Source organism: Pseudomonas sp. RIT-PI-q (genome assembly GCF_001297125.1).
Classification (GTDB): Bacteria; Pseudomonadota; Gammaproteobacteria; order Pseudomonadales; family Pseudomonadaceae; genus Aquipseudomonas.
Genome location: NZ_LHPC01000038.1, coordinates 94,783 through 119,035 on the forward strand (window position 1 = coordinate 94,783; position 24,253 = coordinate 119,035).

General features: G+C 60.4%; 23 protein-coding genes. 12 read left to right on the forward strand and 11 right to left on the reverse strand.

Annotated elements, in window-relative coordinates:
• Positions 1-61: 61 nt before the first annotated feature.
• Entirely contained in the window at positions 62-1,012 is a 951-nt protein-coding gene (locus tag AEQ67_RS19745; RefSeq protein WP_059405507.1) for a LysR family transcriptional regulator, read from the reverse strand.
• 497 nt (positions 1,013-1,509) lie between these two features.
• Between AEQ67_RS19745 and AEQ67_RS19750 the strand changes: the two genes are divergently transcribed.
• Both AEQ67_RS19750 and lldD read left to right on the forward strand, forming a co-directional pair.
• Positions 1,510-1,953, forward strand: a complete 444-nt coding sequence (locus AEQ67_RS19750; RefSeq protein ID WP_236710385.1) for a hypothetical protein — start codon at positions 1,510-1,512, stop codon at positions 1,951-1,953.
• Positions 1,954-2,229: 276 nt separating this feature from the next.
• Positions 2,230-3,378: an FMN-dependent L-lactate dehydrogenase LldD gene (gene lldD / locus AEQ67_RS19755; RefSeq protein WP_059405508.1), complete on the forward strand. Its 1,149-nt coding sequence runs from the start codon at positions 2,230-2,232 to the stop codon at positions 3,376-3,378.
• A gap of 122 nt (positions 3,379-3,500) precedes the next feature.
• Here the strand turns inward: lldD and AEQ67_RS19760 are convergent, their stop codons facing one another.
• The 6 genes from AEQ67_RS19760 to AEQ67_RS19785 all read right to left on the reverse strand — a co-directional run bounded on the left by AEQ67_RS19760 (position 3,501) and on the right by AEQ67_RS19785 (position 12,891).
• Positions 3,501-5,039, reverse strand: a complete 1,539-nt coding sequence (locus AEQ67_RS19760) for an MFS transporter (protein WP_059405509.1) — start codon at positions 5,037-5,039, stop codon at positions 3,501-3,503.
• Between the two features lie 106 nt (positions 5,040-5,145).
• Complete coding sequence (locus AEQ67_RS19765) at positions 5,146-5,511, reverse strand: DUF427 domain-containing protein (RefSeq protein WP_059405510.1); 366 nt, start codon at positions 5,509-5,511, stop codon at positions 5,146-5,148.
• Between the two features lie 312 nt (positions 5,512-5,823).
• Positions 5,824-7,326 (reverse strand): efflux transporter outer membrane subunit, encoded by a 1,503-nt coding sequence (locus tag AEQ67_RS19770; protein WP_059405511.1) that lies wholly within the window; start codon positions 7,324-7,326, stop codon positions 5,824-5,826.
• Between the two features lie 13 nt (positions 7,327-7,339).
• Positions 7,340-10,501 (reverse strand): efflux RND transporter permease subunit, encoded by a 3,162-nt coding sequence (locus tag AEQ67_RS19775; RefSeq protein ID WP_059405512.1) that lies wholly within the window; start codon positions 10,499-10,501, stop codon positions 7,340-7,342.
• Between the two features lie 15 nt (positions 10,502-10,516).
• Positions 10,517-11,695, reverse strand: a complete 1,179-nt coding sequence (locus tag AEQ67_RS19780) for an efflux RND transporter periplasmic adaptor subunit (RefSeq protein WP_059405513.1) — start codon at positions 11,693-11,695, stop codon at positions 10,517-10,519.
• 536 nt (positions 11,696-12,231) lie between these two features.
• Positions 12,232-12,891, reverse strand: a complete 660-nt coding sequence (locus AEQ67_RS19785) for a gamma-glutamylcyclotransferase (RefSeq protein ID WP_059405514.1) — start codon at positions 12,889-12,891, stop codon at positions 12,232-12,234.
• A gap of 120 nt (positions 12,892-13,011) precedes the next feature.
• On the opposite strand from AEQ67_RS19785, the gene AEQ67_RS19790 reads away from it, so the two are divergent.
• Complete coding sequence (locus AEQ67_RS19790) at positions 13,012-13,917, forward strand: LysR family transcriptional regulator (protein WP_059405515.1); 906 nt, start codon at positions 13,012-13,014, stop codon at positions 13,915-13,917.
• Here the strand turns inward: AEQ67_RS19790 and AEQ67_RS19795 are convergent.
• Positions 13,914-14,822 (reverse strand): LysR family transcriptional regulator, encoded by a 909-nt coding sequence (locus AEQ67_RS19795; RefSeq protein WP_059405516.1) that lies wholly within the window; start codon positions 14,820-14,822, stop codon positions 13,914-13,916. The genes AEQ67_RS19790 and AEQ67_RS19795 overlap by 4 nt on opposite strands.
• A gap of 113 nt (positions 14,823-14,935) precedes the next feature.
• Between AEQ67_RS19795 and AEQ67_RS19800 the strand changes: the two genes are divergently transcribed.
• The 7 genes from AEQ67_RS19800 (at position 14,936) to AEQ67_RS19825 (ending at position 20,524) form a co-directional block, all read left to right on the forward strand.
• Positions 14,936-15,835: an NAD-dependent epimerase/dehydratase family protein gene (locus tag AEQ67_RS19800; protein ID WP_059405517.1), complete on the forward strand. Its 900-nt coding sequence runs from the start codon at positions 14,936-14,938 to the stop codon at positions 15,833-15,835.
• 118 nt (positions 15,836-15,953) lie between these two features.
• Positions 15,954-17,903 carry a DNA topoisomerase III gene (locus tag AEQ67_RS19805; RefSeq protein WP_059405518.1) on the forward strand — a complete coding sequence of 650 codons (1,950 nt, stop codon included), beginning with the start codon at positions 15,954-15,956 and terminating at the stop codon, positions 17,901-17,903.
• Positions 17,904-17,981: 78 nt separating this feature from the next.
• Entirely contained in the window at positions 17,982-18,611 is a 630-nt protein-coding gene (locus AEQ67_RS19810) for a glutathione S-transferase family protein (RefSeq protein WP_059405519.1), read from the forward strand.
• A 50-nt stretch (positions 18,612-18,661) separates the two neighbouring features.
• On the forward strand, positions 18,662-19,183 hold the full coding sequence (locus AEQ67_RS19815; protein ID WP_059405520.1) for a GNAT family N-acetyltransferase: 522 nt from the start codon (positions 18,662-18,664) through the stop codon (positions 19,181-19,183).
• 199 nt (positions 19,184-19,382) lie between these two features.
• Positions 19,383-19,535, forward strand: a complete 153-nt coding sequence (locus tag AEQ67_RS35870; RefSeq protein ID WP_161807478.1) for a hypothetical protein — start codon at positions 19,383-19,385, stop codon at positions 19,533-19,535.
• Positions 19,536-19,757: 222 nt separating this feature from the next.
• Positions 19,758-20,087, forward strand: a complete 330-nt coding sequence (locus AEQ67_RS19820; RefSeq protein WP_059405521.1) for a hypothetical protein — start codon at positions 19,758-19,760, stop codon at positions 20,085-20,087.
• Positions 20,088-20,224: 137 nt separating this feature from the next.
• Positions 20,225-20,524: a hypothetical protein gene (locus AEQ67_RS19825; protein ID WP_059405522.1), complete on the forward strand. Its 300-nt coding sequence runs from the start codon at positions 20,225-20,227 to the stop codon at positions 20,522-20,524.
• 5 nt (positions 20,525-20,529) lie between these two features.
• Here AEQ67_RS19825 and cynR read toward each other — a convergent pair whose 3' ends face one another.
• Positions 20,530-21,414, reverse strand: coding sequence for a transcriptional regulator CynR (cynR, locus tag AEQ67_RS19830; RefSeq protein WP_059405523.1), 885 nt, complete (start codon positions 21,412-21,414; stop codon positions 20,530-20,532).
• Between the two features lie 122 nt (positions 21,415-21,536).
• Between cynR and cynS the strand changes: the two genes are divergently transcribed.
• Together cynS and AEQ67_RS19840 are read left to right on the forward strand one after the other, a co-directional pair.
• Positions 21,537-22,004 (forward strand): cyanase, encoded by a 468-nt coding sequence (gene cynS / locus AEQ67_RS19835; RefSeq protein ID WP_059405524.1) that lies wholly within the window; start codon positions 21,537-21,539, stop codon positions 22,002-22,004.
• 172 nt (positions 22,005-22,176) lie between these two features.
• Positions 22,177-22,836 carry a carbonic anhydrase gene (locus tag AEQ67_RS19840; RefSeq protein WP_059405525.1) on the forward strand — a complete coding sequence of 220 codons (660 nt, stop codon included), beginning with the start codon at positions 22,177-22,179 and terminating at the stop codon, positions 22,834-22,836.
• 185 nt (positions 22,837-23,021) lie between these two features.
• Here AEQ67_RS19840 and AEQ67_RS19845 read toward each other — a convergent pair whose 3' ends face one another.
• Entirely contained in the window at positions 23,022-23,645 is a 624-nt protein-coding gene (locus AEQ67_RS19845) for a DJ-1/PfpI family protein (protein ID WP_059405526.1), read from the reverse strand.
• Positions 23,646-23,800: 155 nt separating this feature from the next.
• The gene (locus AEQ67_RS19850; protein WP_059405527.1) at positions 23,801-24,151 is read right to left on the reverse strand and encodes a BON domain-containing protein; all 351 of its coding nucleotides are present in this window, start codon (positions 24,149-24,151) and stop codon (positions 23,801-23,803) included.
• Positions 24,152-24,253: the final 102 nt, after the last annotated feature.

Sequence of the window (24,253 nt, forward strand, 5' to 3'; positions counted from 1 at the left end):
AGTATATTGATATTCATAAATGGAATTACAGAGCAATGGAATGCATGGACGCCTGGGCGCTTTACTCGGCGTAAATACTCTGCAACAGAGCGTCGTGGACGCTGGCTTCATGCATGATCATCTGCGGCAGGAGACATTTTGCCGACGTGGCAATCTCGTCGATCAGCGCACGCGCCACATCGGACAACGGGCTGGCGAACGCCGAAATCAGGCCGAAGAAAAACGGGATGTTGCAGGCAATCGGCCTGACCACCACGCCCTCCAGGGGCACCCCCATGGCGGTAAAGGGATCGACCAGCGCAACGCCCAATCCGACCCTGGCCATCTGCATCGCAATCAACGAGGTGTTGGTGTCGAGCATGCGTGGCTGTAGCCCACCGGCATCGTGGAAAGCCTTGTCGACGCGCCGGCGAAAACGATACGGATTGGCCATGGTGATCAGGGTCTGCTGCGCCAACAGCTCCATCGACAGCACCTCGTGCACCGCCAGTTCGGAGCTGGCCGGCAACACCGCGACGCAAGGCGCCTCGCCGATCCAGTGAATGTCCAGTCCGCGATGCTCCAGCGGCAGACTCACTGCGCCCAGGTCCATGGTTTTCGACAGCACCGCCTGCACCACATTTTCCGGCGACATGCTCTGCAACTGGATCTGTTGCGGACGCAGGCTGTCAGGCAATCGCGACAACGCCATAGGCAACAGCCCTGCCGCCAGCGCCGAGATCGCGACCAGTTTGATTTGATTACTCTCTTCTCGAGCGATGTGCTGCGCGCGCTGGCGAATGTTGCGAATCCCCAGCAGTGCGCTTTCGACTTCGCCGTACATCATGAACGCCTTGTGGGTCGGCGTGACCTTTGGCCCGCTGCGCTCGAACAAAGCGAAACCCAGTTCTTGCTCCAGTTCCTGAATGACCCGTGTCACCGATGGCTGGGAACGACCGAGCATCTTTCCTGCTGCGGTGACACTGCCTGCCGACATCACAGCGGCAAACGCTTCAAGCTGACGCAGATCCATAAGCACGCCTTAATCAATACACAGACTGGCAGGAGCGCAGAACGTAAGGCTCCCAGGTTCGAAGCGCGAAAGTCTACACACTGTTGAAGCATATATCGCGTCACTCCCGGCCCTTCTGCGCCTCACGGCGTTGCGTAACTGGAGGTCGGCGAGTCGGGTAGAGATCGCGTCGAGAAACGGCCGCTTTGCATGACCATCCATCTAAAATCCGAGTGGGTCGCACTGGCTCGGCTGTCAGCGATATTCGTAGGCTAACCTTCAACCAGGCTTGCGAAACCTACCCCCTTGCCAGACAAAACAGCGGAAGGATTTTCAGACAAAAGGGATGATATATGATGCCTGAACGGCCCAGGGTGACTGATCTCACCGCGTTTATTCCATTGGTTATTCAGGCGGCAAGCAATTTTTCAGCCTCCCCTGCTACGCTTTCAATTTGCCGAATGGACTCGGCGATATTCACGAAACTCTGTTCCCCTTGACGGTTGAGGTTGCGAAACGTGAGAGGCAGTTTGATTGGGGTCGTCATCATCATGACGGTGATTGGTGTTACGGCGCATGAGTTTATGGAATGGAAATCTGCCGAGAGCGAGCGGCGGGATGCAGTGTGCAAGACAGCACAGCAACATATGGAAACCCTGGAAATTCAAGCGCGAGCGATGGCTGCCGGGCTATCTGTCGAAGGTTACGCAGAGGCCGAAAAGGCCGAGGTGGGCAAATTGGTCAGTGCCCTGGATACTGCAACTAATGATGCCGAGGTTGAAGCCGTCATTGACGCACACGCCGCCGAGCTGAAAACGCAGGACGCCGCAACCGACGCAGAGTTAAAAAACCAGGGAAGCCAGCAATTTCTCGAGCAACAACTCAAAAAACAGCGAATACCCACTGACATCAAGCAGGAAATCAAACGCGCCGAAAAAGCCGTCGCGGATGCCTGTGTTTAGCGTCTCGCGTCATCGTTGACGACCTTCGCTGGCAAGCCAGCTCCTACAAAGGGTTGGGGGACGACACGGTCAACGCAGGAGCTGCCGAAGGCTGCGATCTTTTGATCTTGCTGCTGCTTTGGCGTCAGATCTGCCGCCCCTTTCCCACAGGCCGAGCGGCATGGTGAAGACGGTTGCTCCCACAATGGTTTCGGGGAAACATCCGCAAACCCGGGTTGTTTTCGCTACTCTGACACCACGCATCCATCGCCCCGCCACTCACCCGACCGAGGCTCCATGATCATTTCATCCGCATCCGACTATCGCGAGGCCGCCCGCCGCAAACTTCCCCGGTTCCTGTTTGATTACATTGACGGGGGCGCTTACGCAGAGCACACGCTGAGGGCCAACAGCGCCGACCTGACAGGCATCAGCCTGCGCCAGCGGATCCTGAAAAACGTCGAAACCCTGAGCCTGCAAACCACCCTCTTCGATCAGCCACTGGCAATGCCGATCATCCTGGCACCCGTCGGACTGACCGGCATGTTCGCCCGCCGTGGCGAAGTGCAGGCGGTAAAAGCGGCGGAAAACAAAGGCATCCCGCTCTGCCTCTCAACCGTCTCGGTGTGCTCGATCGAAGAAGTCACGGCCCACAGCCAACAATCGATCTGGTTTCAGCTGTATGTGCTCAAAGACCGGGGCTTCATGAGGAACGCACTGGAACGTGCGAAGGCCGCCGGGGTGAAGAACCTGGTATTTACCGTGGACATGCCCACGCCTGGCGCCCGCTACCGGGACGCACACTCGGGCATGTCAGGTCCTTTTGCATCATCGCGACGAATGCTTCAGGCCATGACCAAACCCGACTGGGCATTCAACGTCGGCGTGATGGGGCGTCCACACGATCTTGGGAATATCTCCAAGTACCTCGGTAAAGCCGTCACCCTCGAAGACTACATGGGTTGGCTGGCCAACAACTTCGACCCTTCGATCAGCTGGAGCGATCTGGAGTGGATTCGTGATTTCTGGAAAGGCCCGATGATCATCAAAGGCATTCTCGACCCTCAGGATGCCAAAGACGCGGTCAGTTTCGGCGCGGATGGCATTGTGGTGTCGAACCACGGTGGCAGGCAGCTGGATGGCGTGCTCTCCACCACCAAGGCATTGCCGCCCATCATGCAAGCCATCGGCAATGACCTGACGGTGCTGGTCGACTCGGGCATCCGCTCGGGGCTTGATGTCGTGCGGATGTTGGCGCTGGGCGCAAAAGGCGTATTGCTGGGGCGTTCCATGGCCTATGCACTGGCGGCCGATGGTCAACGCGGGGTGGAGAATATGCTGGATATTTTCGCCAAGGAAATGCGCGTAGCGATGACGTTGACTGGAGTGACGTCGATTAGCCAGATTGATCAATCCACGTTGGTGGATGTCCGATCTTTTGCTTGAGCATGGGAACGATCGACATCAAAAGATCGCAGCCTTCGCCAGCGCCTACAGGTGTACACATGCCATGTAGGAGCTGGCGCAGCCTGCGATCTTTTGACGTTTTTGAAAGTATCAGGCCGGGGTCAGACTTGAGCAGGAACACCGACCGGATCGTCCTCGGTGCGGCGACGGCTGAGCAAACTCAAGACCACCACTGCCGACAGCACCGTAATCACCGTCAACACATGCAGCAGGTATTGAAACGCCTCGGCATACCCGGCCACCAGTAACGGCCTGGCCACTTCCGGCAACAAATGCACCGCGCCACCCATGTCCCCGGTCGTCACTCGCTGCGCGGCTTCTGCCAGCCGCGCGGGATCCGCCGACAGCGCAATGCCACTCAGATTCGATTGCACCAAGGACGCCAACAACGCCGCGACAATCGCCAGGGTAATCCCCTCACCCGCCACTCGCGCGGTATTGAAAATCCCCGCCGCCATGCCCGCACGTTCCTTGGGCCCGACACTCACCGACAGTCCGTCCATCAACCCCCACGGCAAGCCAGCACCTACACCGATCAACAGCATCGGCAGGATCAGCGCCAGTTTCGGTTCGCCCGTTTGGTACAGGCTCAACCAGTGCAAGCCGACGGCTGCGATCAGGAACCCGACCCCCGACAACACGCCCGCGTTGATCCAGCGGGTCAGCGTCGCCGCCACGATCGGCACCACCAGCATCGGCGCCGACAACGCCACCAGCAACCAACCGGCATCAATTTCGCTCAGGCCTTCCACGCCGATAAAGCGCAACGGCAGCATCACCACCAGCACGATGTAGCAAAAGCAGGTGCCGATCGGCAGGATTTGCACGCCGACGAAACGCGGGTAGCGGAACAGCGACAGATCAAGCATTGGGCGCTTGATTCGCAGTTCGATCAATACGAACGCAGCCAGCAATAGCGCCGAAGTCGCCAGCAAGCCCATCACCAACGGGCTGCTCCAGCCGCTTTCCGGCGCCTGGATCACGCCGAAGGTGAACAACGCCAGGGTGGCACTGAAGGTCAACGTGCCGGGCCAGTCGATACCCTTGGCGGCCGGGTCGCGAGTTTCGCGCATGCGCGGCAGGCCGAAGAGCATGGCGATCACGCCGATCAGCGCGGTAAACAGGAAAACCGCCCGCCAATCGAGCAGCTCGATCAGGATGCCCGCCGCCAACGGGCCGAAGGCCAGGCCGATGCCGAAGGTGGTGCCAAGCATGCTGAAAGCACGAGTGCGGGCATGTCCTTCGAATTCCTGGGCCAGTGCCGCAGAGCCGGCAGCCAATGCTGCCGCACCTGCCACGCCTTGCACGGCGCGCATCACGTCGAGCCAGAACACCGAAGGTGCAAACGCCTGAGCCAGTGAAACCAGGGTGAACAGCAGCATGCCGAGGCTGAACAGACGCTTGCGCCCGTAGACATCGGCCAGGGCTCCGGCGGCCATCAACAGGCTGCCGAAGGTCAGCATGAAAGCGTTGGTGATCCACGTCAGCGCCACCGGGCTGCCGCCCAGATCGCGGCCAATCGCCGGGGTGGCCACGGCGCCGCCGGTGAAGCTCAAGGGCAACACCAGCGCCGAGAGGCAGATCGCCAGAAGGATGAATAATTTGCCACGGTCGGTGCCGTGGCCGGATGAGGTTGTCATGGAGGGAATCCAGAGTGTCCAAGGTGGGTTGATGGACATTCTGGATTTTGCCGACAAGGAAATAAACTGTTAAAAAGTGGCTACTTTGTCTCCAAAATAACGACAATCAGACATCTTTGAGCAACTCAAATGTCACTTGATCAGGATAAAACGCCACGTATCCGCGAATCTGCTCGACAGACACCTTGGGGTCCTCATAACTCCACACCGCGTTGGCCCCTTCATGCCCCGGGATTTGCAGGCTGAAATAGCTGGCATCGCCCTTGTAGGGGCAGTAACTGGTGTGATCAGTGCGGGCATAATATTTTTCGTCGATGTCCTCCCGCGGAACGTAGTACACCGGAGGATAGTTGGCCTCCAGCAACACCAGCGCCCGTGCGGACGCGGCCACCTGGATACCGTGAAACTTCACCAACAGGCAGCCGGGTTGCTCTGCGATGGTGATGACAGGACTAGGACCGGAGCTTTTCATGGAACACGTTCCTCATGACGGTGATGGACCTGTAGGCGCATGGCTTGCCCGCGATGGGCTGCGCAGCAGCCCCAAAACCAGCAATCATGACTTTCAGGTATAACCCAGATTTCACCATCACGACTGCTCCGCAGCCGAACGGAGGATGAGGGATGTAAAAACATCCCTTGTAGGAGCTGGCTTGCCAGCGAAGGCAATGTGCGACTCACTGCGAAGGTCGACCGTTCAACCGCCTTCGCTGGCAAGCCAGCTCCTACAAGGGGATCGATGTAGGCGTTGCTGAGGGCTGCGATGGTTTATGGGTTCAACGGATTATTGGTCGAGGATTGAAACCTGAACCGGCTCACTCCCCCAACCGCCCCCCAACGCCCGAATCAGGTTCACCGTCGCCACCGCCTGCTGCCCCTGCAACTGCACCGCCGCCCTTCGCGCCTGCAACACACTGCGCTCGGCATCCAGCACGTTGAGGAAGATCACATCACCCTCACGGTATTGCGCCTGGGACAACCTGGCCGCCCGTGCCGATGCATCAACGGCTTGCCCCTGCGTCTGGGTCTGTCCCTGAAGAATCCTCAACTGCGAAAGGCTGTCCTCCACTTCGCGAAACGCCACCAACACCTGCTGCCGGTACTGCGCGACATCCTCCTCATACTCGGCCCGGGCATTGGCCAGATCACCCTTGCGCTTGCCACCGTCGAAGATCGGCAGGTTCAACGCCGTGCCGGCCAACGGTCCCAGCAGGAAGGTGCGGCTGCTCCACTGGAACAGATTGCCCAGCGAACCGGATTCAAACCCACCCGAACCGGTCAAGGTCAGCGATGGAAAAAACGCCGCCTTCGCCACCCCGATCCGCGCATTGGCCGCCGCCATCGTACGTTCCGCCGCGGCAATGTCCGGGCGCCGCTCCAGCAGCGTCGACGGCAACCCGGCCGGGATCCGCAAATCAACCGGTTGCAGCGGATTGGCCGCCAGGCTGAAGGTGCTCGGGTTCTGTCCCAGCAACACCGCCAGGCTGTGCTCGGACGCTGCACGCAAACGCTGCACGGTCATCGCATCGGAGCGCGCCGTGGCCAGCTCTGCCTCGGCGCTGGCAACGTCCAGTTCACTGATGTCCCCGAGGGAATAACGCTGCTGCACCAGTTTCAGCGCTTGCTCACGCAAATCCACGGCGGTGGCAAACACCGCGGCTTCGGCGTCCAGTTCCCGCAGGGCAAAGTAGTTTTGCGCCACATCGGCCTGCAACGTCAGCAGCACTGAACGGAACAACGCTTCGCTGCGCTGGGTTTCAGCGCCGGACGCGTCGACACTATTGGCCACGCGGCCAAACAGATCGACTTCATAAGACAGGCCCATCTGCGCCCGCCACATCGTTTGCTGCGCGCCACTGCCGCTGTCGGACTGGAACTGCGAGGCCGGCGAGACCTTCTCGCGGGTCGCACCGAATCCGGCATCAACGGAAGGGAACAATGCCGAGCGTGCAGACTGATTCAGCGCCCTCGCCTCTTTCACCCGCGCCGTCGCCGCCGCCAGGTTCTGGTTGGCGTCCAACGCCTGGCGCTCCAGACCGTTCAGGGTCTGGTCATTGAACACCGTCCACCACAGGCCACGGGCTACGTCCTCCGAGGGTTGCGCGGTTTTCCAGTTGCCCGTTTCGGAGGGTTTCAACGGTGCTTCGGTACGTTCCTCCTTGAACGCAGGCGGCATCGACAATGCAGGTTTTTCGTAGGTGGGCGCCAGGGAGCACGCGGCAATCGCCAGCAAGGTCACCACCAACAACGGGGCTTTCAACAATCGCTGTGCAGATAAAAATTTCATGCTGTGCTCCTCGTTACGCGGCAGTGGTTTCGTGGATGTGTTTGTTCACCAGGTGCTTGACTCCGGACAGCTTGCGCAACAGCACGTAGAACACCGGCGTCAGCATCAGTCCGAACAGGGTCACGCCGAGCATTCCGAAGAACACCGCAATGCCCATGGCCTGGCGCATTTCCGCGCCGGCCCCGGTGGAGAACACCAGCGGCACCACGCCCATGATGAAAGCGATGGACGTCATCAGAATCGGCCGCAAACGCAGGCGACTGGCTTCAATCGCCGCCTCGACAATGCCGCGCCCCTGCATCTCCAGTTCACGGGCGAATTCGACGATCAGGATCGCGTTCTTCGCCGACAACCCCACCAGCACCATCAAACCGATCTGGGTGAAGATGTTGTTGTCGCCTCCCGTCAGCCACACGCCGAGCAACGCCGAGAGAATGCTCATCGGCACAATCAGGATGATCGCCAGCGGCAAGGTCAGGCTCTCGTACAACGCGGCCAGCACCAGGAACACCAGCAGCACGCTGATCGGGAACACCCACAGCGCCGAGTTACCCGCCAGCACTTGCTGATAGGTCAGGTCGGTCCACTCGTACCTGATGCCGCGCGGGAAAACTTCCTTGGCGATGCGATCGACCGCGGCCTGCGCCTGATCAGATGAATAGCCCGGTGCCGGCCCACCGTTGATATCCGCTGCGGTGTAGCCGTTGTAGCGCACGACCATTTCCGGGCCGTAGGTGGTGGTGACTTTGAGCAGTGACGACAGCGGCACCATGTCGCCGGCAGCGTTGCGGGTCTTCAGCAAGCCGATATCGGCGGCGGTAGCGCGAAACGGTGCATCGGCCTGGGCCCGCACCTGATACACGCGACCGAACGCGTTGAAGTCGTTGACGTACATCGAGCCGAGGTAGATCTGCAGGGTGTCGAACACGTCAGTCACCGACACACCCAACTGCTTGGCCTTGACCCGGTCGAGTTCAACGTTGAGCTGCGGCATGTTGATCTGGAACATCGAGAACGTCGGGCCCAGTTCAGGCGCTTTCGCCGCAGCGGCCAGGAACGCCTGGGTTGCAGCGTTCAGCGCTTCATAACCCAACGCGCCACGGTCCTCGATCTGCAACTTGAAACCACCGACGGTGCCCAGGCCGGACACCGGTGGCGGCGGGAACACCGCAATGGAAGCCTCTTTGATGCCGGCATATTTGGCGTTCAACTGCGCAACGATGGCGGCCGCAGATTGCTCCTTGCTGCGTTTGTTCGACGGTTCCAGCACCGCGAACACCAGCGCGCTGCTCGGCGAATTGGCCAGGCTCACCGACAGGCCGGGGAACTGCGGCACGTTTCTCACCCCGGGAATCTGCAGGGCAATTTCGCCCATCTGGCGCACGACTTTCTCGGTGCGCTCCAGGGTCGCGCCGCTCGGCAGCTGCACGATGGCCACCACGTAATCCTTGTCCTGCCCCGGCACGAAACCGCCGGGCACGATCTTGCCCATGTACACCGCGCCACCGAGCAAAATGGCGTAGATCACCAGCATCACCAGTTTGCGGTTGACCACCCGGCGCACACCTTTGCCGTAGTTGTCCGAGCCACGGTTGAACAGCCGGTTGAAGGCATTGAAGAAGCGCCCGAACAGGCTGTCCATGGCACGAGTCAGCCAGTCTTTCGGCTCGTGATGACCCTTGAGCAACAGCGCGGCCAGCGCTGGCGACAACGTCAGCGAGTTGAACGCCGAGATCACTGTGGAGATCGCAATCGTCATCGCAAACTGCTGATAGAACTGCCCGGTGAGGCCCGACATGAACGCCAGTGGCACGAACACCGCGACCAGCGTCAGGGCGATGGCAATGATCGGCCCGCTGACTTCCTGCATCGCCTTGTACGTGGCGTCACGCGGCGAGAGGCCGGCGGCGATGTTGCGCTCGACGTTCTCCACCACCACGATCGCGTCGTCCACCACGATGCCGATGGCCAGCACCATGCCGAACAGCGACAAGGCGTTGATGGTGTAGCCGAAACCCAGCAACAGCGCGAAAGTGCCGACAATCGACACCGGCACCGCCAGCAACGGAATCAGCGAAGCGCGCCAGGTTTGCAGGAACACGATCACCACCAGCACCACCAGGGCAATGGCTTCGAGCAGGGTCTTGATCACCGCGTTGATGCTGTCACGCACGAACTGGGTCGGGTCGTACTTGATGCCGTAGTCGACCCCGTCAGGCATGTCCTGTTTGATCTCCTCCATGACCTTGCGCACGTCATCGGAAATCTGCAACGAGTTGGCGTTGGGTTGCTGGAAGATGATCATCTGCACGGCGGGATTGTTGTCGAGCATTGCCCGCAAGGTGTACTCGGAGGCGGCCATCTCGACCCGCGCCACGTCGGCCAGGCGAGTCACCGCGCCGCCCGTGGTCTTGAGGATGATGTCGCGAAACTCCTGCTCGGTTTTCAGCCGGCCCTGGGCGTTGACGCTCAGTTGCATCGGCACGTTGCTCATCATCGGCGCACCGCCGACGATCCCCGCCGCCACCTGCACGTTCTGCTCGCGAATGGCTTTCACCACATCGGTGGCTGTCAGGTTCAGCCGCGCGACTTTCTGCGGGTCGAGCCAGATGCGCATCGAGTAATCGCCGGCGCCCCACATCACCACTTCACCGACACCGGGGATGCGCGCCAGGCGATCCTTGACGTTGATCAGCGCGTAGTTGCGCAGGTACGTCAGGTCGTAGCGGTTGTTCGGCGAGAGAATGCTCACGCCCATGGTCAGGGTCGGCGACGACTTGACCGTGGTCACGCCCAGGCGCTGCACGTCTTCGGGCAAACGCGGCAACGCCTGGGCCACGCGGTTCTGCACGAATTGCTGGGCCTTGTCCGGGTCGGTGCCGAGCTTGAAGGTCACAGTGGTGGTCAACTTGCCGTCGCTGTTGGCCAGCGATTGCATGTAGAGCATGTCTTCGACGCCGTTGATTTGCTCCTCGATCGGCGAAGCCACGGTTTCGGCGATGACCTTGGGGTTGGCGCCCGGGTACTCGGCGCGCACCACCACCGACGGCGGCACCACTTCAGGGTATTCGGCGGTGGGCAATTGAGTCAGGGCAATCAGCCCGGCCAGCAGCACCAGCACCGACAGCACACCGGCGAAGATCGGCCGGTCAATGAAGAATTTCGAGATATTCATGAGTGTCTGCTCCCCTTAGGCCGCAGGTTTGGCGACGGGTGAAACGTCGGCCATGTCGATGCTGTTGGCGCGAACGCTGTCGTTGGGACGGGCACGCTGGATGCCGTTGACGACGATGCGCTCGCCGGCCTGCAGCCCGTTGGTGACCACGCGCAGACCTTCATGAAGATTGCCGAGGGTGACTTCGCGGTAATGCACACGGTCTTCGCCATCGACCACCAGCACGTACTTTTTCGCCTGATCGGTGCCGATGGCCGAGTCGTCGACCAGGATCGCGGCGTGGGGCTGGTCGCCGCCGACCTTGAGCCGCGCATAGAGGCCGGGCAGCAACGCACCTTGCGGGTTATCGAAACGGGCGCGGACGCGGATGGTGCCGGAGCTGCTGTCGAGGTGGTTGTCCACCGAGTCGACCACGCCGGCACGGGAATAGCCGCTTTCGTTGGCCAGGCCGAGGGTCACCGGGGTCTGGCCGTTCGCGGCGCTGAGGTTGTTGAGGTAGGTTTGCTCGTCGACATCGAACGAGGCGTAGATCGGCGACAGCGACACCAACGTGGTCAGCAACGGCGCGTTGGCCCCGGCGGAAACGCTGTTGCCGACGGTCAATTCCGCACGGGAGACCCGGCCACTGACGGGCGCGGTAATCGCGGTGTAGGCCAGATTGATCCGCGCGACTTCCAGCGCGGCCTTGGCGGTTTTCACTTGGGCAACGGCTTCGCGAGAGGCGTTTTGTTTCTCATCGAAATCGCGTTTCGACACCGCATTGGCTTCGATCAGGCGTGCGGCGCGCGACGCATCGGTGGCGGTGTAACCGGCCCGGGATTCAGCGGCGGCCAGTTGCCCGGCGGCGCGATCGACTTCAGCCTGATACGGCCGTGGATCAATGGTGAACAGCTGATCGCCCTTCTTCACCAGGGCGCCGTCCTTGAAATGCACAGCGACGATGGTGCCGGACACCAGCGGCCGCACATCGACCTTGTCCACCGCTTCGAGCCGCCCCGAATAGCTCTGCCATTGCGAGATCGAGCGCGACACCACCAGGGCGACATCCACCTCGGTGGCCGGTGCCACGTTCGCGGCCACCGCCGAACTGACGGGGCTCACGCTATAGCCATGATGAACAGCAAGGCCGGCCCCGAGGCCGACCACAACAAGCGCGCTCAGCGCGACGGACAGATGTTTGCGGGAAGTGGACATTTGGGGCCTCGTGTTTTTGTTGGTTCCGTGGAGATCAGAACCGGCTGAGGCCAAGTGTGACTGTCGCTACATTCTTGATAAACAACCTAACTAGCGACGATTTGTAGCATATAAAGCGACAATAAATTTGTGGGAGCGAGCCTGCTAGCGAAAGCGGTTGATCAACCAACATCAATGTTGAATGCGTAACCGCCATCGCCAGCAAGACGCAACCCCTGTAGCAGCTGGCGAAGCCTGCGTTCGGCTGCGCAGCAGTCGTGAAACCTGAATGCGCGGTATTACTGAAGGATCGCGTTGCCTGATCTCACGACTGCTGCGCAGCCGAACGCAGGCTTCGCCAGCTGCTACGGGGGGGGTGTGGCTGATAAATCGCAGGCCCTGCGCTCCGCGTTGCCTTGAGTTCGAATTGCTCAGGGCCAGCTTCGGCGCAAGTGTCCTGAAGCCAAGCTCGATGCCGGAGGCCGACCGATAGCGAACACACATACAACGGCGCAAGCACCGCACTGCTGATGACGATGAGCTTCATAAGGAGGGAGTTACCGATCAGAGAGACGCTGCAATTCACAGGTCAGGGCATCGACGCAGGCATCGCGATCACCGCGTTGCTCCAGCGCCGTGGCGAGGTTGAAGACGTATTCGGCATTGCTGCCGAATTGTCCTGAAGCGCTGGCCACCAACGGCGCGATGACCGCCACAGTGGAATCCGCCTCGTAGTGGACATGATCCGGCTCGGCGACAAACACAATCGCGCTGACCTCGCGGCCATCGTCGAGCGTGACATCCGCCCAGAGTGGTCGATAAGCCCCCGTGGGCATTTCGCGAATCCACAGCAGCAGCAATTCTTCATCGGCACGGTCGGGGTGCAGTTGAAACGCCTGGCCTTGAGTGACCCCGCCGGGTTCCAGCGCGAGCATCCGCCCCGGCGCGTGTTCCGAACCACGGCCAAAAATCATCCGCAGGCAAAAACTGCGGTGCCAGCCGTGGAGCGTCGCGGCTTGCTGGTCGATGAATTCGAGCACCGGATTCCACAGCAGCGAACCGTAACCGAAAACCCAAATGCCTTGCGACGCTGGTCGGGTGTTCATCGTGGCCAAGAATGATTGTTCAATCCGTTCACGGGTCCAGAGCACCTCCTTGGGCAGCGTGTCAAAACACGCCAGGTAGGCGCCCGAGCTGAGCGACTGTCGGGTCAACATGTTGGCGTCCTCACGTCCTGCTCGGGCTTGACTTGCCGGAGCCGTGGGAGCAATTCTGACTGCCGCATCCTGCTTGATAAACCGACCCACCCGAGACGCTTAGTCGCCCTGGTAGAGACAATGATCGAACGCACAGACACCTCGATTCCCGACATCGCAGCTTTCGCCGCAGTCGCCCAAACCGGCAGTTTCACCAAGGCCGCCGAAGGCCTGGGCAGCAGCAAATCGAACATCGGCAAGGCCGTGCAAAGGCTCGAAGCGCGCCTTGGCACCAAGCTGTTCCAACGCACCACTCGCGCGGTGCGCCTGACCGAAGACGGCGAGACTTACCTGGTGGCGGCACAAGCCGCGCTGGACGGGCTGCGCGAAGCGGAGTTGTCGCTGGCAGCGCGGCGCGAAGAACCGATCGGCCGAGTGCGCCTGGATTTACCGGCAGGCTTCGGTCGCCTGCTGCTGCCGACGTTCGCCGCCATGCGCCAGCGCTATCCGAAGGTCACGCTCGAACTGGCGCTGACCGACCGCATGTCCGACCCGGTGGCCGAAGGCTGGGACATCGTGGTGCGGATCGGCGAACTGCCCCAGGACAGCGACATGACCGTGCGCAAGCTGTGCGACCTGCGCTTCGGCCTTTACGCCTCCCCGGAATACCTTGCGCGCCGAGGCCCGGTGAACGCGGTCAGCGAACTGGCCAGCCACGACGCCATCGTCTTTCGCGGCTCGACCGGGCGCCTGCGGCCCTGGACCCTCCTCGACAACGGCTTTGTGCGCGACATCGCCATGGACCCGGTCATGGTCATGAGCGACGGGCAAGTCCTGATCGAAGCCACCGTGCACGGCATGGGCATCACACAGATTCTCGACCGGGTGGCGCAACCCTATGTCGAGGCCGGGAAACTGGTGCATGTGTTGCCGGGCGCCGATGTCGACGGCCCGCCGGTGCATGCGCTGATCCCGTTGGGTCAGCGCATGGGCGCGAAGACCCGCGCGGTGCTCAATCATTTGGCGGACAGTGTGCGCGGGAGTTAAACCAAGGGACGAGCCACAGGCGTCAGCGGCATGTGCGCCACCACAAACTCAATAAACACCCGCAACTTCGGCGGCACCTGCCGCCCGGATGGCCAGAGCAAATTGAACTGGCCCTTCTCCCAGGTGAAGTCCTCGAGGACTTCCACCAAGCGTCCATCGGCCAATGCCTCGCGCACCACAAAGTCGGCGGCATAGGTGAGGCCGAGACCTTGCACGGAGAGGTCCATGCGCCCTTCCACCGAATTGCAGATCATCGAACGTGGCAGCTCCAGTTCGACCGGCTGATCGTCTCGCTTGAACAGCCATGTCTGCAATTTTCCGGATTTGGGAAAGCGAAAATGAATGCAGGCATGTTGGTGCAAATCTTCGGGCGATTGCGGCGTCCCCTTGCGAGCCAGGTACTCGGCCGATGCGACGATGAGCATGCGGTAAGTGCCCAGCGGCCGCGCCGAGAACCCAGAGTCCTTCGGCGCACCGCTGCGGATCACCGCGTCGAAACCCTCGGTGATGACATCGGTCAGGCGGTCGGTGAATTCCAGATCCAGCTGGATATCGGGGTAGCACAACTGGAACTCGGCAAACATCGACAGAAAAGGTTTGGCGATCATCGGCAGGCTGATGCGCAGCGGTCCCTGTGGCATCGAGACATTTTGCGAAAGCTCCTCTCCGGCGATGTCCAGTTCCGCCAGGACCCGACGGCAACGCTCGACAAACTGCGTGCCTTCGGCAGTCAAGGTGATGCTGCGGGTGCTGCGGTGAAACAGCCGCACACCGAATTTCGCCTCCAGTCGCGCAATGCTTTTGCTCACCGCGGAGGCCGAGATGCCCAAGGCTCTTCCCGCGCCGACAAAGCTGCGGGCTTCGGCTGCGGCGACGAATACGCCGATAGCGCTCAGACTTTCCATGACAGCTCCATTGATGACTCCAGAGTCCATTCTAAACAGAACCGAGGCCTGTTTTTCCGCTAATCGTTGAGGGCTAAGGTGGGCGCTCGCTCACTTTCAAAGGGTTTTCCTCCATGAATATTTTCCTGACCGGTGCCAACGGCTTCGTTGGCGGCAGTGTCGCTCATCGCCTGATCGCTGAAGGGCACTCGATTCGCGGATTGCTGCGCGATCCACAGAAAGCCGAACACCTTCGGGCGCTGGGCATCACGCCAGTGATCGGCAGTCTCGACGACCACGAGCTGCTGGTCGCTGAAGCGCAAAAGGCCGATGCCGTTATCGACGCCGCCAACAGCGATCATGCCGGCGCTGTCGAGTCGTTCATCGAAGCGCTGAAAGGCTCCGGCAAACTGCTGATCCACACCAGCGGTTCAAGCATCATCGGCGATGACGCCAAGGGCAACGATTTGTCCGGCAACATCTTCGACGAGGACACGCCCTTCATCGTCGAGCCGCTGAAACAACCACGCTACGACATCGACCTGCGTTTGATGAAGGCCGCCAGTGAAGGCATTCGCACCGTAGTGATTTGCCCCAGCAACATTTACGGCGTGGGCCACGGCCTGACCGATCACAGCTTTCAACTGCCCTTCCTGATCGCCCGCGCCCGTGAAACCGGTGTGTTGCGCATCGTTGGCAAAGGGGTCAATCGCTGGTCCAACGTGCACATCGATGATGTCGCCGAACTGTTTGTACTGGCCTTGAACAAGGCACCGGCCGGGGCGTTCTACTTCATCGAGAATGGCGAGGCGTCGTTCGCCGATATCGGCGCGGTCCTCGCCGAGCGCATGGAACTGGGGCCGGTTCAGTCGTGGTCGGTCGAGGAAGCCTCGAATCACTGGGACCCGATGCACGTGCATTACACGTTCGGCAGCAACAGCCGGGTGATCGCCAAGCGCGCCCGGGCGGAACTGGGCTGGGCGCCACGTCACGACTCGATATTGGACTGGGTCAAGAACGAGATGCCGCTCTAAGCCGCGTTCGTCATCACTGGCAATCTTTTATCTGTATATCCATACAGATAAAGGTTGCTCCAATCGCTTTCCCTGCGCATTCTGTTCACCTCTTCAAACCGACTGAACGATGGTGGTTATGCGGCTGTACCTCTGTGAAAAACCTTCCCAGGCCAAAGACATTGCAGCAGTGCTCGGCGCCAGGCGTCGAGGCGACGGCTGCTGGCTGGGAACGGACGTCACGGTCACCTGGTGCATCGGCCATCTGCTGGAAACCGCGCCGCCGGATGCCTACGACGCGCGCTACAAGCGCTGGGTACTGGCGGATCTGCCGATCATTCCAGAGAAGTGGAAAATGACCGTCAAGCCGCGCACGGCCAGCCAGTACAAGGCGGTCAAACGCTTGCTCGGCGAGGCCGATGAGCTGGTGATCGCAACGGACGCTGACCGTGAAGGCGAGATGATTGCCCGGGAACTGGTCGAACATTGCCGCTATCGCGGGCCGATCCAGCGGTTATGGCTATCGGCGCTGGATGATGCCTCGATCCGCAAGGCACTCTCGGCGCTCAAGCCGGGGGCCGAAACGTTCAGCCTTTATCATTCGGCACTGGGACGCTCCCGGGCCGACTGGCTGATCGGAATGAACATGAGCCGGCTGTTCACCTTGCTGGGGCGGCAGTCCGGTTATCAGGGCGTCTTGCCGGTCGGCCGGGTGCAAACGCCGACCCTGCGCCTGGTGGTGGATCGCGATCGCAGCATCGCTGATTTCGTGCCGGTGGCTTATTGGGCCATCGACGTGCAACTGCTGCATGACGGCACGGCGTTCACCGCCCAGTGGCGTGCGGCCTCGGAGGTTTGCGACGATCAGGATCGCTGTCTGAATCAGGCGCTGGCACAGCAAGCAGCGGCAGCGATGGGCGGCGCGGCGAGCGCTCGCGTGATCAAGCTGCGCACCGAGCGGATGCGTGAAGTGGCGCCATTGCCGTTCGATCTGGGCACCTTGCAGGAAGTCTGCTCGAAAAAACTCGGCCTCGGTGCCCAGGAAACCCTCGACATTGCCCAGGCGCTCTACGAAACCCACAAAGTCATCACCTACCCGCGCAGCGACTGCGGCTACCTGCCCTTGAGCCAGCACAGCGAAGCGCCCGGTATTCTGGCGGCGCTGCGCCAGGCGGATCCGACGCTGAACGCCTTGAACGATTACCTGGAGCCCCAGCGACGCTCCCGAGCGTGGAACGATGCCAAGGTCAGCGCTCACCACGGCATCATCCCCACTGCGGCAGCGAAAAACCTTGAGCGTCTGGTGGGCAAGCAGCGAGCGGTCTATACGCTGATCCGCGCGCGCTATCTGGCGCAGTTTCTGCCCAACCATGAATACGACCGGACCCAGGCCGATTTCAACTGTGCCGGTGAAGCCTTGCGCGCCGTCGGCAAGCAGATCGTCGAGCCCGGCTGGAAACGCGCCCTTCCCGAAGCCCTGGCCCCGGCCAAGGGCCGCGAAGCACCGGCGCCGCAAACATTGCCAGCATTGGCCGAAGGGCTTGATTGCGCGATCGCCGACATCAAGCTCAAGGACCTGTGGACGCAACCGCCCAAGCCGTTCACCGAAGGTGACCTGATCAAGGCCATGAAGAACGTCGCCAAACTGGTGGAAGATCCGCTGCTCAAGCAAAAGCTCAAGGACACCACCGGCATCGGCACCGAGGCAACCCGCGCCTCGATCATCCAGGGCTTGCTCGACCGCGGTTACCTGATCAAGAACGGCAAGGCCCTGGCCGCCACCCCGGCAGCGTTCAGCCTGATCGACGCCGTGCCGCGCGCCATCGCCGACCCCGGAACCACGGCGATCTGGGAGCAGGCGCTGGACATGGTGCAAAGCGGTGAAATGAGCCTGGAAGAATTCGTCACCAAACAGGCGGCGTGGATGAGCAAGCAGGTCGCCCGGTGTGCCGGCCTGAGCCTGACCATCAGCGGCCCTGCCAGCCCCGCCGGACGTGGCGCGACACCGTGGAAGAACAAACGAAAACCGGCCAAGCGCAAGCCCTCGACGGGCACCAAACGCGCGGCAAAACCAGCGAGCAAGGCTTAAGGGCACTTCGAACCGACTGTGATGGTCTAGTGTTCTTCAAGCTCGGCGACCGCCGCTTTTTCTTAAAAGGGATTGACCATGATCATCGTGCATCACCTGAACAACTCCCGCTCCCAGCGGATTCTCTGGCTGCTGGAAGAACTGGCCATCCCCTACGAGCTGAAGCTGTATCAGCGCGACCCGAAGACCAACCTGGCACCGCCGGAGCTGAAAGCGGTCAATGCCCTGGGCAAATCGCCAGTCCTTGAGGACGGTACGCAGAAGCTGATCGAGTCCTCCGCTATCATCGATTATCTGATTCGCCGCCATGGCCAGGGTCGCCTGCAACCCGATCCGTCTACCCCGGCCTACGATGAATACGTGCAGTGGCTGCACTTCGCCGAAGGCTCGGCGATGTTGCCGCTGATGCTCAACCTCTACGTTGGACGTCTGGGTGAGGCCGGTGCGCCATTGCATCCACGGATCAATTCGGAAGTCGCCAACTACCTGGGCTACCTCGACACGGCACTGAGCCAGTCCGATTACTTGCTGGGCGATGAACTGAGCGCCGCCGATATCCAGATGAGCTTTATCGGCGAGATCGCCAGGGCCCAGGGCAAGCTCGGCGACTATCCTCATGTAGCGGCCTGGATTGAACGCTTTCAGGCGCGCCCGGCCTACGCAGCCGCACTGAAGAAAGGCGGTAAATACGATTTCGCGCCCCATTGAGTGATCACGTCCGGGCCACGGATGGCCTGCGCATCAGGAGCCCACTCCGCATGCCCTTGATAGAACTGCACGCCGCCCAGCGCGACGAACTGGAAACGATTGAAAACCTGATGCAGTTCTATATGTACGACTTCAGCGAGTGGCTGCCGCTGAAACTCGGCGGGCGTGGCTTCTTCAACGTCCAGCCCCAACTGGATTACTGGCGAAACCCCGCAACCCGCCCGTTTCTGATCAACGTCGATGGGGAGCTGGCCGGTTTTGTGACCTTGGATAACCAAACCCTTCTGCCTGGCGCAGAGCACAACATCGGCTACTTTTTTGTCAGCCGACGCTTCCGTGGCCAAGGTGTCGCGAAGTTTGTCGTTTCCACCCTCTTGAGCCAATTCCCCGGTCAATGGCAGATTTTCCACATCGATGCGAACCTGCCTGCGCGGCGGTTCTGGGCCAGGGTGATGCCTGAACTCGCCCAGGGCGAGTTCACCCGGCATCAGCTGCCCGTCGACGGCTATCCATGCACCTTCTACCGCTTTAAAAGATCGCAGCCTTCGGCAGCTCCTACACCAACCCCGTAGGAGCTGCCGCAGGCTGCGATCTTGACGATTCCCGCTACACCCCACCCTGCACAAGCGTTAACCACGCTGCCCTTTTTAATTCCAAAACCACTTTGTCCGACAATATGTAGTGACTTAAAATAATCACTACATAACTGTTGACGAGGCCGTTTTGGCCTTGCATGATGCAGACGTCTCCCCGATCGGGAGTACAGGCAACATGTTTGAGCAAGCTCGTCTGACCGCCGAGCTGTTTTTCCCGGATACACGCTGCCCACAAGGCAGATTGAAGAAGCTGACCTGGCCCGAACGTCCAGTACAAGGACGAGAAGCGCTGGCGATCAATCCTCAAGAAGCTTGTGGCCGACCCTGAAAGCGTCGGTAGTGGCCTGAAGGTTTTCGCTGCTTCTCTTCGTTGTGACGCTATTGCGTAGCAGTTATTCAACACGACTACATGCAACAGACGCGGGACCCCGTCGATTTGGCGGCTGACCGCTGACGTCCTGGTTTCGGTGCCAGGGATCAACTAACCGATGGGCTACCTGTATTAGCGAATCAACTTTGAAAGATCACCAAATGGTCAAGGGGCTTTATTATGAATCTGAACAATCAACCCACTATCGATGAACTGGCTCGTATGTTCGCTGCGCAAAAAGACAGCCATGACAGCCACATTCTGTGGATCAGCAAGTCGGGCCAGGTTCATATCGACTGCCTGTCGCCTCACGCTCATGAAGCGGAGTTCGACAAGAACAACCAGAACCTGTTGGCCCGCCTGAAGATGTACCGTCGCGGCCAAGGCTATGTCGGCAAGAAAGCCGCGGCCGACAAGGACTTCATCGGTAATGTTCTGCAAACGCTGAAACAGGCGTGGGCCTCGATGCAGAACCAGAACGAAGTTCGGGTGATTGACCGGTTCTACTGATACTTCCCTGGGGTTTTATTTCACACCCCTTAAATAAAAGGCCCCGCTCGTATTATCGAGCGGGGCCTTTTTGTTTGCCTCGTGCATAGCAAACAAAGCTATCGTTAAGCGTACGCGCCAAACCTTGGAGGCTTGCGATGAAAACTGCCCTGACGTTCATGCTGCTGGCAATAACAACGGTCGCCCAGGCCAACAGTGTCCCCGGCGTTCCTTCCTTCGACGTCGACTGTCCCGGAAAAATCGCCGTCCATGCGGATCAGGACGGCCCGGTGTTGATCAACAGCAAAGAAGCCGACATCAAAGCCATCGACGATCGCCGCTTCGAAGCCAAAGGATCGGGTCTCACAATCTCGATCGTCCTCGCCGATGACGACTCGGTAACCGTGAGCTCCACCGGCAAGGCGCCCAATGGTGTGTGCCAGTCAGTGGATGACTGACCTCGTCACTCCACCGCAGCCGCGCCCAACACCAGGTTCATAAAGGCCACCGACGCGGCACTGTGATAATTGTTTTTGCGTCTAAGCAGCGCCGCGCCGCGCTTGGGCGCTTCCCCCAGCAACGGAATCTTGCGCAGCGCGCGGTCCTCGGTGGCGATGGGTTCCGGCAGGATGGTGGCGATGGCCGTGTGCCGGATGACTTCGAGCAAGGTGCTGACCGAGTTGACCTCGATGACTACCTTCGGTGTGATCTGCTCCTGGGCAAAATATTCATCGATACGGGTGCGGGTGACGAAGTCCGGGGCCAGCAGTGCGAACTCCAGCTGCGCCACTTCCTGCGCCGACAATGGCCCCTGGCTTTCATATAACGGGTGATCGCGCCCGACCATTACTCCCAACGTCTCGGTAAAGGCCGGGATCGACTCGATGTCGGCGTTCCTGACCTGGGTAAACGCGATGGCGATGTCCAGTGAGTCATTCAACAGTCCCGCCTCAATGTCGTCCATCGACCACTCGAAAATCTGCAAATGGATGTTCGGGAACCGCGCCACGTAATCACGCACCAGCGGCCCCACCAGGTACGCCATGAAAGTCGGCGTCATGGCCAGGCGCAAGGTGCCGCGAGACAAATCCTTCACGTCATGCAGCGCGCGCTTGCCAGCCTCCAGCTCCACCAGCACCCGACGGGCACATTCGATGTAGGCCTGGCCCGCGTCGGTCGGCTTGACCGTGCGCGAGGTTCGGTCGAACAGGCTGACGCCCAGGGTTTCTTCCAGTTGCCGGATCTGTTGCGACAAGGTCGGTTGGGAAACGTGCAGCGCTTCGGCGGCGCGGGTGAAGCCGCCGTGGTCGGCGACCGCCAGCAAATAGCGCAAATGTCGGAGCAGCATGGGATCACCCTCTATAGGCAGTGCTTATGCGTTGCATTGTATATCGGTCTTGGACGCTATGGATCAATCGGCAGAAGATTGCTTCACACCCAAGCACAACCATCCGCGACAGGAGAAACACCATGCAACAGTCCCACGCTTACAACGACCCGAGTCTGGCCCTGACCACGTCGATCCTCGATGCCAAGGCGCGCAAAACCCTGTCGTGGCAGGACCTGACCGACGGCACCGGGCTGGGCCTCGCCTACGTCACCGCCGCCCTGCTTGGTCAGCACCCACTGCCGGAAAACGCCGCCAAAGTAATTGGCGAGAAGCTCGACCTGGATGCCGACACCGTCGCCCGCCTGCAAATCATCCCGCTGCGCGGCAGCCTCTCGGGTGTCCCGACCGACCCGACCATCTACCGTTTCTACGAAATGATCCAGATATACGGCACCACCTTGAAAGCCCTGGTTCATGAGCAATTCGGCGACGGCATCATCAGCGCGATCAACTTCAAGCTCGACATGAAGAAAGTCGAAGACCCTGAAGGCGGCTCCCGCGCCGTGATCACCCTGGACGGCAAGTTCCTGCCATTGCGCCCTTTCTAGGCCACACCGTTACCTCTGTAGCAGCTGTCGAGCTTGCGAGGCTGCGTTCGAGGATGAAATCCTCGCCGACGGAACAAGCAGTCCCAGGCGACTGCTTCGCAGCCGAACGCAGCCTCGCAAGCTCGGCAGCTGCTACAGGGTCATCATTTGATTCACGCATGAGGAATCCACCATGAAAGCGCTCATCGAAGGTCTTCTGAAGTTCCAGAAGGAAGCGTTTCCACAACGCACCGACCTGTTCAAACACCTGGCTACCACGCAACACCCCGGCACGCTGTTCATCACTTGTTCCGACAGCCGTGTGGTGCCGGAACTGCTGACCCAGCAAGAACCCGGTGAACTGTTCGTGATCCGTAACGCTGGCAATATCGTGCCTTCCTACAGTCCGCATCCGGGTGGTGTTTCGGCCACCGTCGAATACGCCGTCGCCGTATTGGGCGTGACTGACATTGTGATCTGCGGCCATTCGGATTGTGGCGCCATGACGGCCGTCGCCCAGTGCAAATGCATGGACCACCTGCCCGCCGTCAGCGGCTGGTTGCAACACGCCGAGTCGGCGAAAGTCATCAACGAATCCCGCCCTCACGCCAATGACGCGGCGAAAGTGAGTTCGATGGTCCGGGAAAATGTCATCGCCCAACTGGCCAACATCCAGACTCACCCGAGCGTGCGACTGGCTCAGGAAAAAGGCTTGTTGAACCTGCATGGTTGGGTCTATGACATCGAGACTGGTTCGGTCGATGCGCTGGATGCCAACCGCCGCACCTTCGTGTCGCTGGCCGAGCACCCGAATACCTGCGCCGTCTACGGCCAAGCGGTCGAAGCCGCTTGATGAATGCTGGAACACAGCGGCCTACCGGCCGGCCTGATTTGCGAACACGAACATCCCCCTGTAGGAGCTGGCTTGCCAGCGAAGGTCGTCAACGATGATGCGTTTCAACAGGATAACCGTTGCGCATTCGAGTCCTTCGCTGGCAAGCCAGCTCCTACAGGGGGGTACGTGTATTCAATGATCGGCTATGGCACTTGCGGCGTTTCGTACCACTCGCGATCGGGTGTCGCGAAACGCATTTTCTTGCGCACATGGGCGGCGTTCTCGGCGCTGGTGAGTTGCTCCAGCAGCATGAACGCAACTTCGGTGGCCGTACCTGGGCCGCTGGACGTGATGATGCGGCCATCGACCACCACGGGGCGGTCGACGAAAACGGCACCGGTTTCAACCAGTTGGTTTTTGCGCTTGCCGCCCTCCTGGTGGTAGGTCGTGGCGTTCCTGCCTTGCAACACACCGGCGGCGCCAAGGCACACCGAAGAAACACACACACTGGCGGCGGTTTTACCGGCCTCGACAAAGTGGCGGATGGTCGCCAGAAACGGCTCGCTCAAGGCTTCCTCGTAAAAGCCTGCCGGCTCAAATCCACCGGGCAACGCCAATGCGTCGAAGCTGTTCAGATCCAGTTCGTTCAATAGATGACGAGGGTTCAGTGACAAGCCAAAGGTCGTTTCGATGCGTGGCCTGAGGCCGGCATTGACCAATTCCAGGGGTTGGTCGCCAAGCAGGTTGGCCCAACCGAGCACATCGGTAAAAGCCGCCATTTCCAGGGGCTCGACACCATTGGCCAACAACATGAGTACACGTTTCATCGGGCACAGCCTCCACCGTCAGCAGGATTGATACAGCCGGCGCTCATGCTCTGCTTCAACAGCTATCGAGACAATGCTCAGAAAACACAATCTTCTGTTTCGCCCACTGCAACGGTGCGGTGTAGCGCCCCCGGCCTACGGGGGCGCTGCATCACTCATTTGTCGTCCATTTTTGTTGACGATTGTGGCCGGCTCTCTGGGCTTTCTTCGGCGTTGGGCGCTTCTGGAAAGCTGCCGGGTTTGAACACGTGAGTCAGCAATTCCCTGGCATCGATGTCAACGACACCGGGAACCGAACGGGTCAGCGCAACAGCCTGCTCACACTGTTTATGGGTGTTGACGCGGCCGCTCAGTGCCACCGTGCCCTCAAGGGTTTTGACATGGACCTGCAGGCCAAGGCTTGGCGTAGCCAATGCCAGCGCCGATTTCACCCGAGTGGTAATCCACGCGTCGTGAACAGCCGTTTCCAGACCATGAGAGTAATGTTGAAAGGAGTGATTTTTCATGACGGAACCCTCTCACACTTAATCAGATGCACCGTCTGTCCCGCTTGCCGCGCAGCCCTCTGCCTCTCAGGCGAGCGTCATGGACACCTGATTCGTATTGGA

Coding starts and splice junctions, on each gene's coding strand:
- AEQ67_RS19805 (WP_059405518.1), top strand. CDS start 15,954: ATGCGGCTGTACCTCTGTGAAAAACCTTCCCAGGCCAAAGACATTGCA.
- AEQ67_RS19780 (WP_059405513.1), bottom strand. CDS start 11,695: ATGTCCACTTCCCGCAAACATCTGTCCGTCGCGCTGAGCGCGCTTGTT.
- AEQ67_RS19775 (WP_059405512.1), bottom strand. CDS start 10,501: ATGAATATCTCGAAATTCTTCATTGACCGGCCGATCTTCGCCGGTGTG.
- AEQ67_RS19800 (WP_059405517.1), top strand. CDS start 14,936: ATGAATATTTTCCTGACCGGTGCCAACGGCTTCGTTGGCGGCAGTGTC.
- AEQ67_RS19745 (WP_059405507.1), bottom strand. CDS start 1,012: ATGGATCTGCGTCAGCTTGAAGCGTTTGCCGCTGTGATGTCGGCAGGC.
- AEQ67_RS19840 (WP_059405525.1), top strand. CDS start 22,177: ATGAAAGCGCTCATCGAAGGTCTTCTGAAGTTCCAGAAGGAAGCGTTT.
- cynR (WP_059405523.1), bottom strand. CDS start 21,414: ATGCTGCTCCGACATTTGCGCTATTTGCTGGCGGTCGCCGACCACGGC.
- AEQ67_RS19825 (WP_059405522.1), top strand. CDS start 20,225: ATGAAAACTGCCCTGACGTTCATGCTGCTGGCAATAACAACGGTCGCC.
- AEQ67_RS19850 (WP_059405527.1), bottom strand. CDS start 24,151: ATGAAAAATCACTCCTTTCAACATTACTCTCATGGTCTGGAAACGGCT.
- AEQ67_RS19795 (WP_059405516.1), bottom strand. CDS start 14,822: ATGGAAAGTCTGAGCGCTATCGGCGTATTCGTCGCCGCAGCCGAAGCC.
- cynS (WP_059405524.1), top strand. CDS start 21,537: ATGCAACAGTCCCACGCTTACAACGACCCGAGTCTGGCCCTGACCACG.
- AEQ67_RS35870 (WP_161807478.1), top strand. CDS start 19,383: ATGTTTGAGCAAGCTCGTCTGACCGCCGAGCTGTTTTTCCCGGATACA.
- AEQ67_RS19770 (WP_059405511.1), bottom strand. CDS start 7,326: ATGAAATTTTTATCTGCACAGCGATTGTTGAAAGCCCCGTTGTTGGTG.
- AEQ67_RS19760 (WP_059405509.1), bottom strand. CDS start 5,039: ATGACAACCTCATCCGGCCACGGCACCGACCGTGGCAAATTATTCATC.
- AEQ67_RS19820 (WP_059405521.1), top strand. CDS start 19,758: ATGAATCTGAACAATCAACCCACTATCGATGAACTGGCTCGTATGTTC.
- AEQ67_RS19815 (WP_059405520.1), top strand. CDS start 18,662: ATGCCCTTGATAGAACTGCACGCCGCCCAGCGCGACGAACTGGAAACG.
- AEQ67_RS19785 (WP_059405514.1), bottom strand. CDS start 12,891: ATGTTGACCCGACAGTCGCTCAGCTCGGGCGCCTACCTGGCGTGTTTT.
- AEQ67_RS19790 (WP_059405515.1), top strand. CDS start 13,012: ATGATCGAACGCACAGACACCTCGATTCCCGACATCGCAGCTTTCGCC.
- AEQ67_RS19845 (WP_059405526.1), bottom strand. CDS start 23,645: ATGAAACGTGTACTCATGTTGTTGGCCAATGGTGTCGAGCCCCTGGAA.
- AEQ67_RS19810 (WP_059405519.1), top strand. CDS start 17,982: ATGATCATCGTGCATCACCTGAACAACTCCCGCTCCCAGCGGATTCTC.
- AEQ67_RS19765 (WP_059405510.1), bottom strand. CDS start 5,511: ATGAAAAGCTCCGGTCCTAGTCCTGTCATCACCATCGCAGAGCAACCC.
- lldD (WP_059405508.1), top strand. CDS start 2,230: ATGATCATTTCATCCGCATCCGACTATCGCGAGGCCGCCCGCCGCAAA.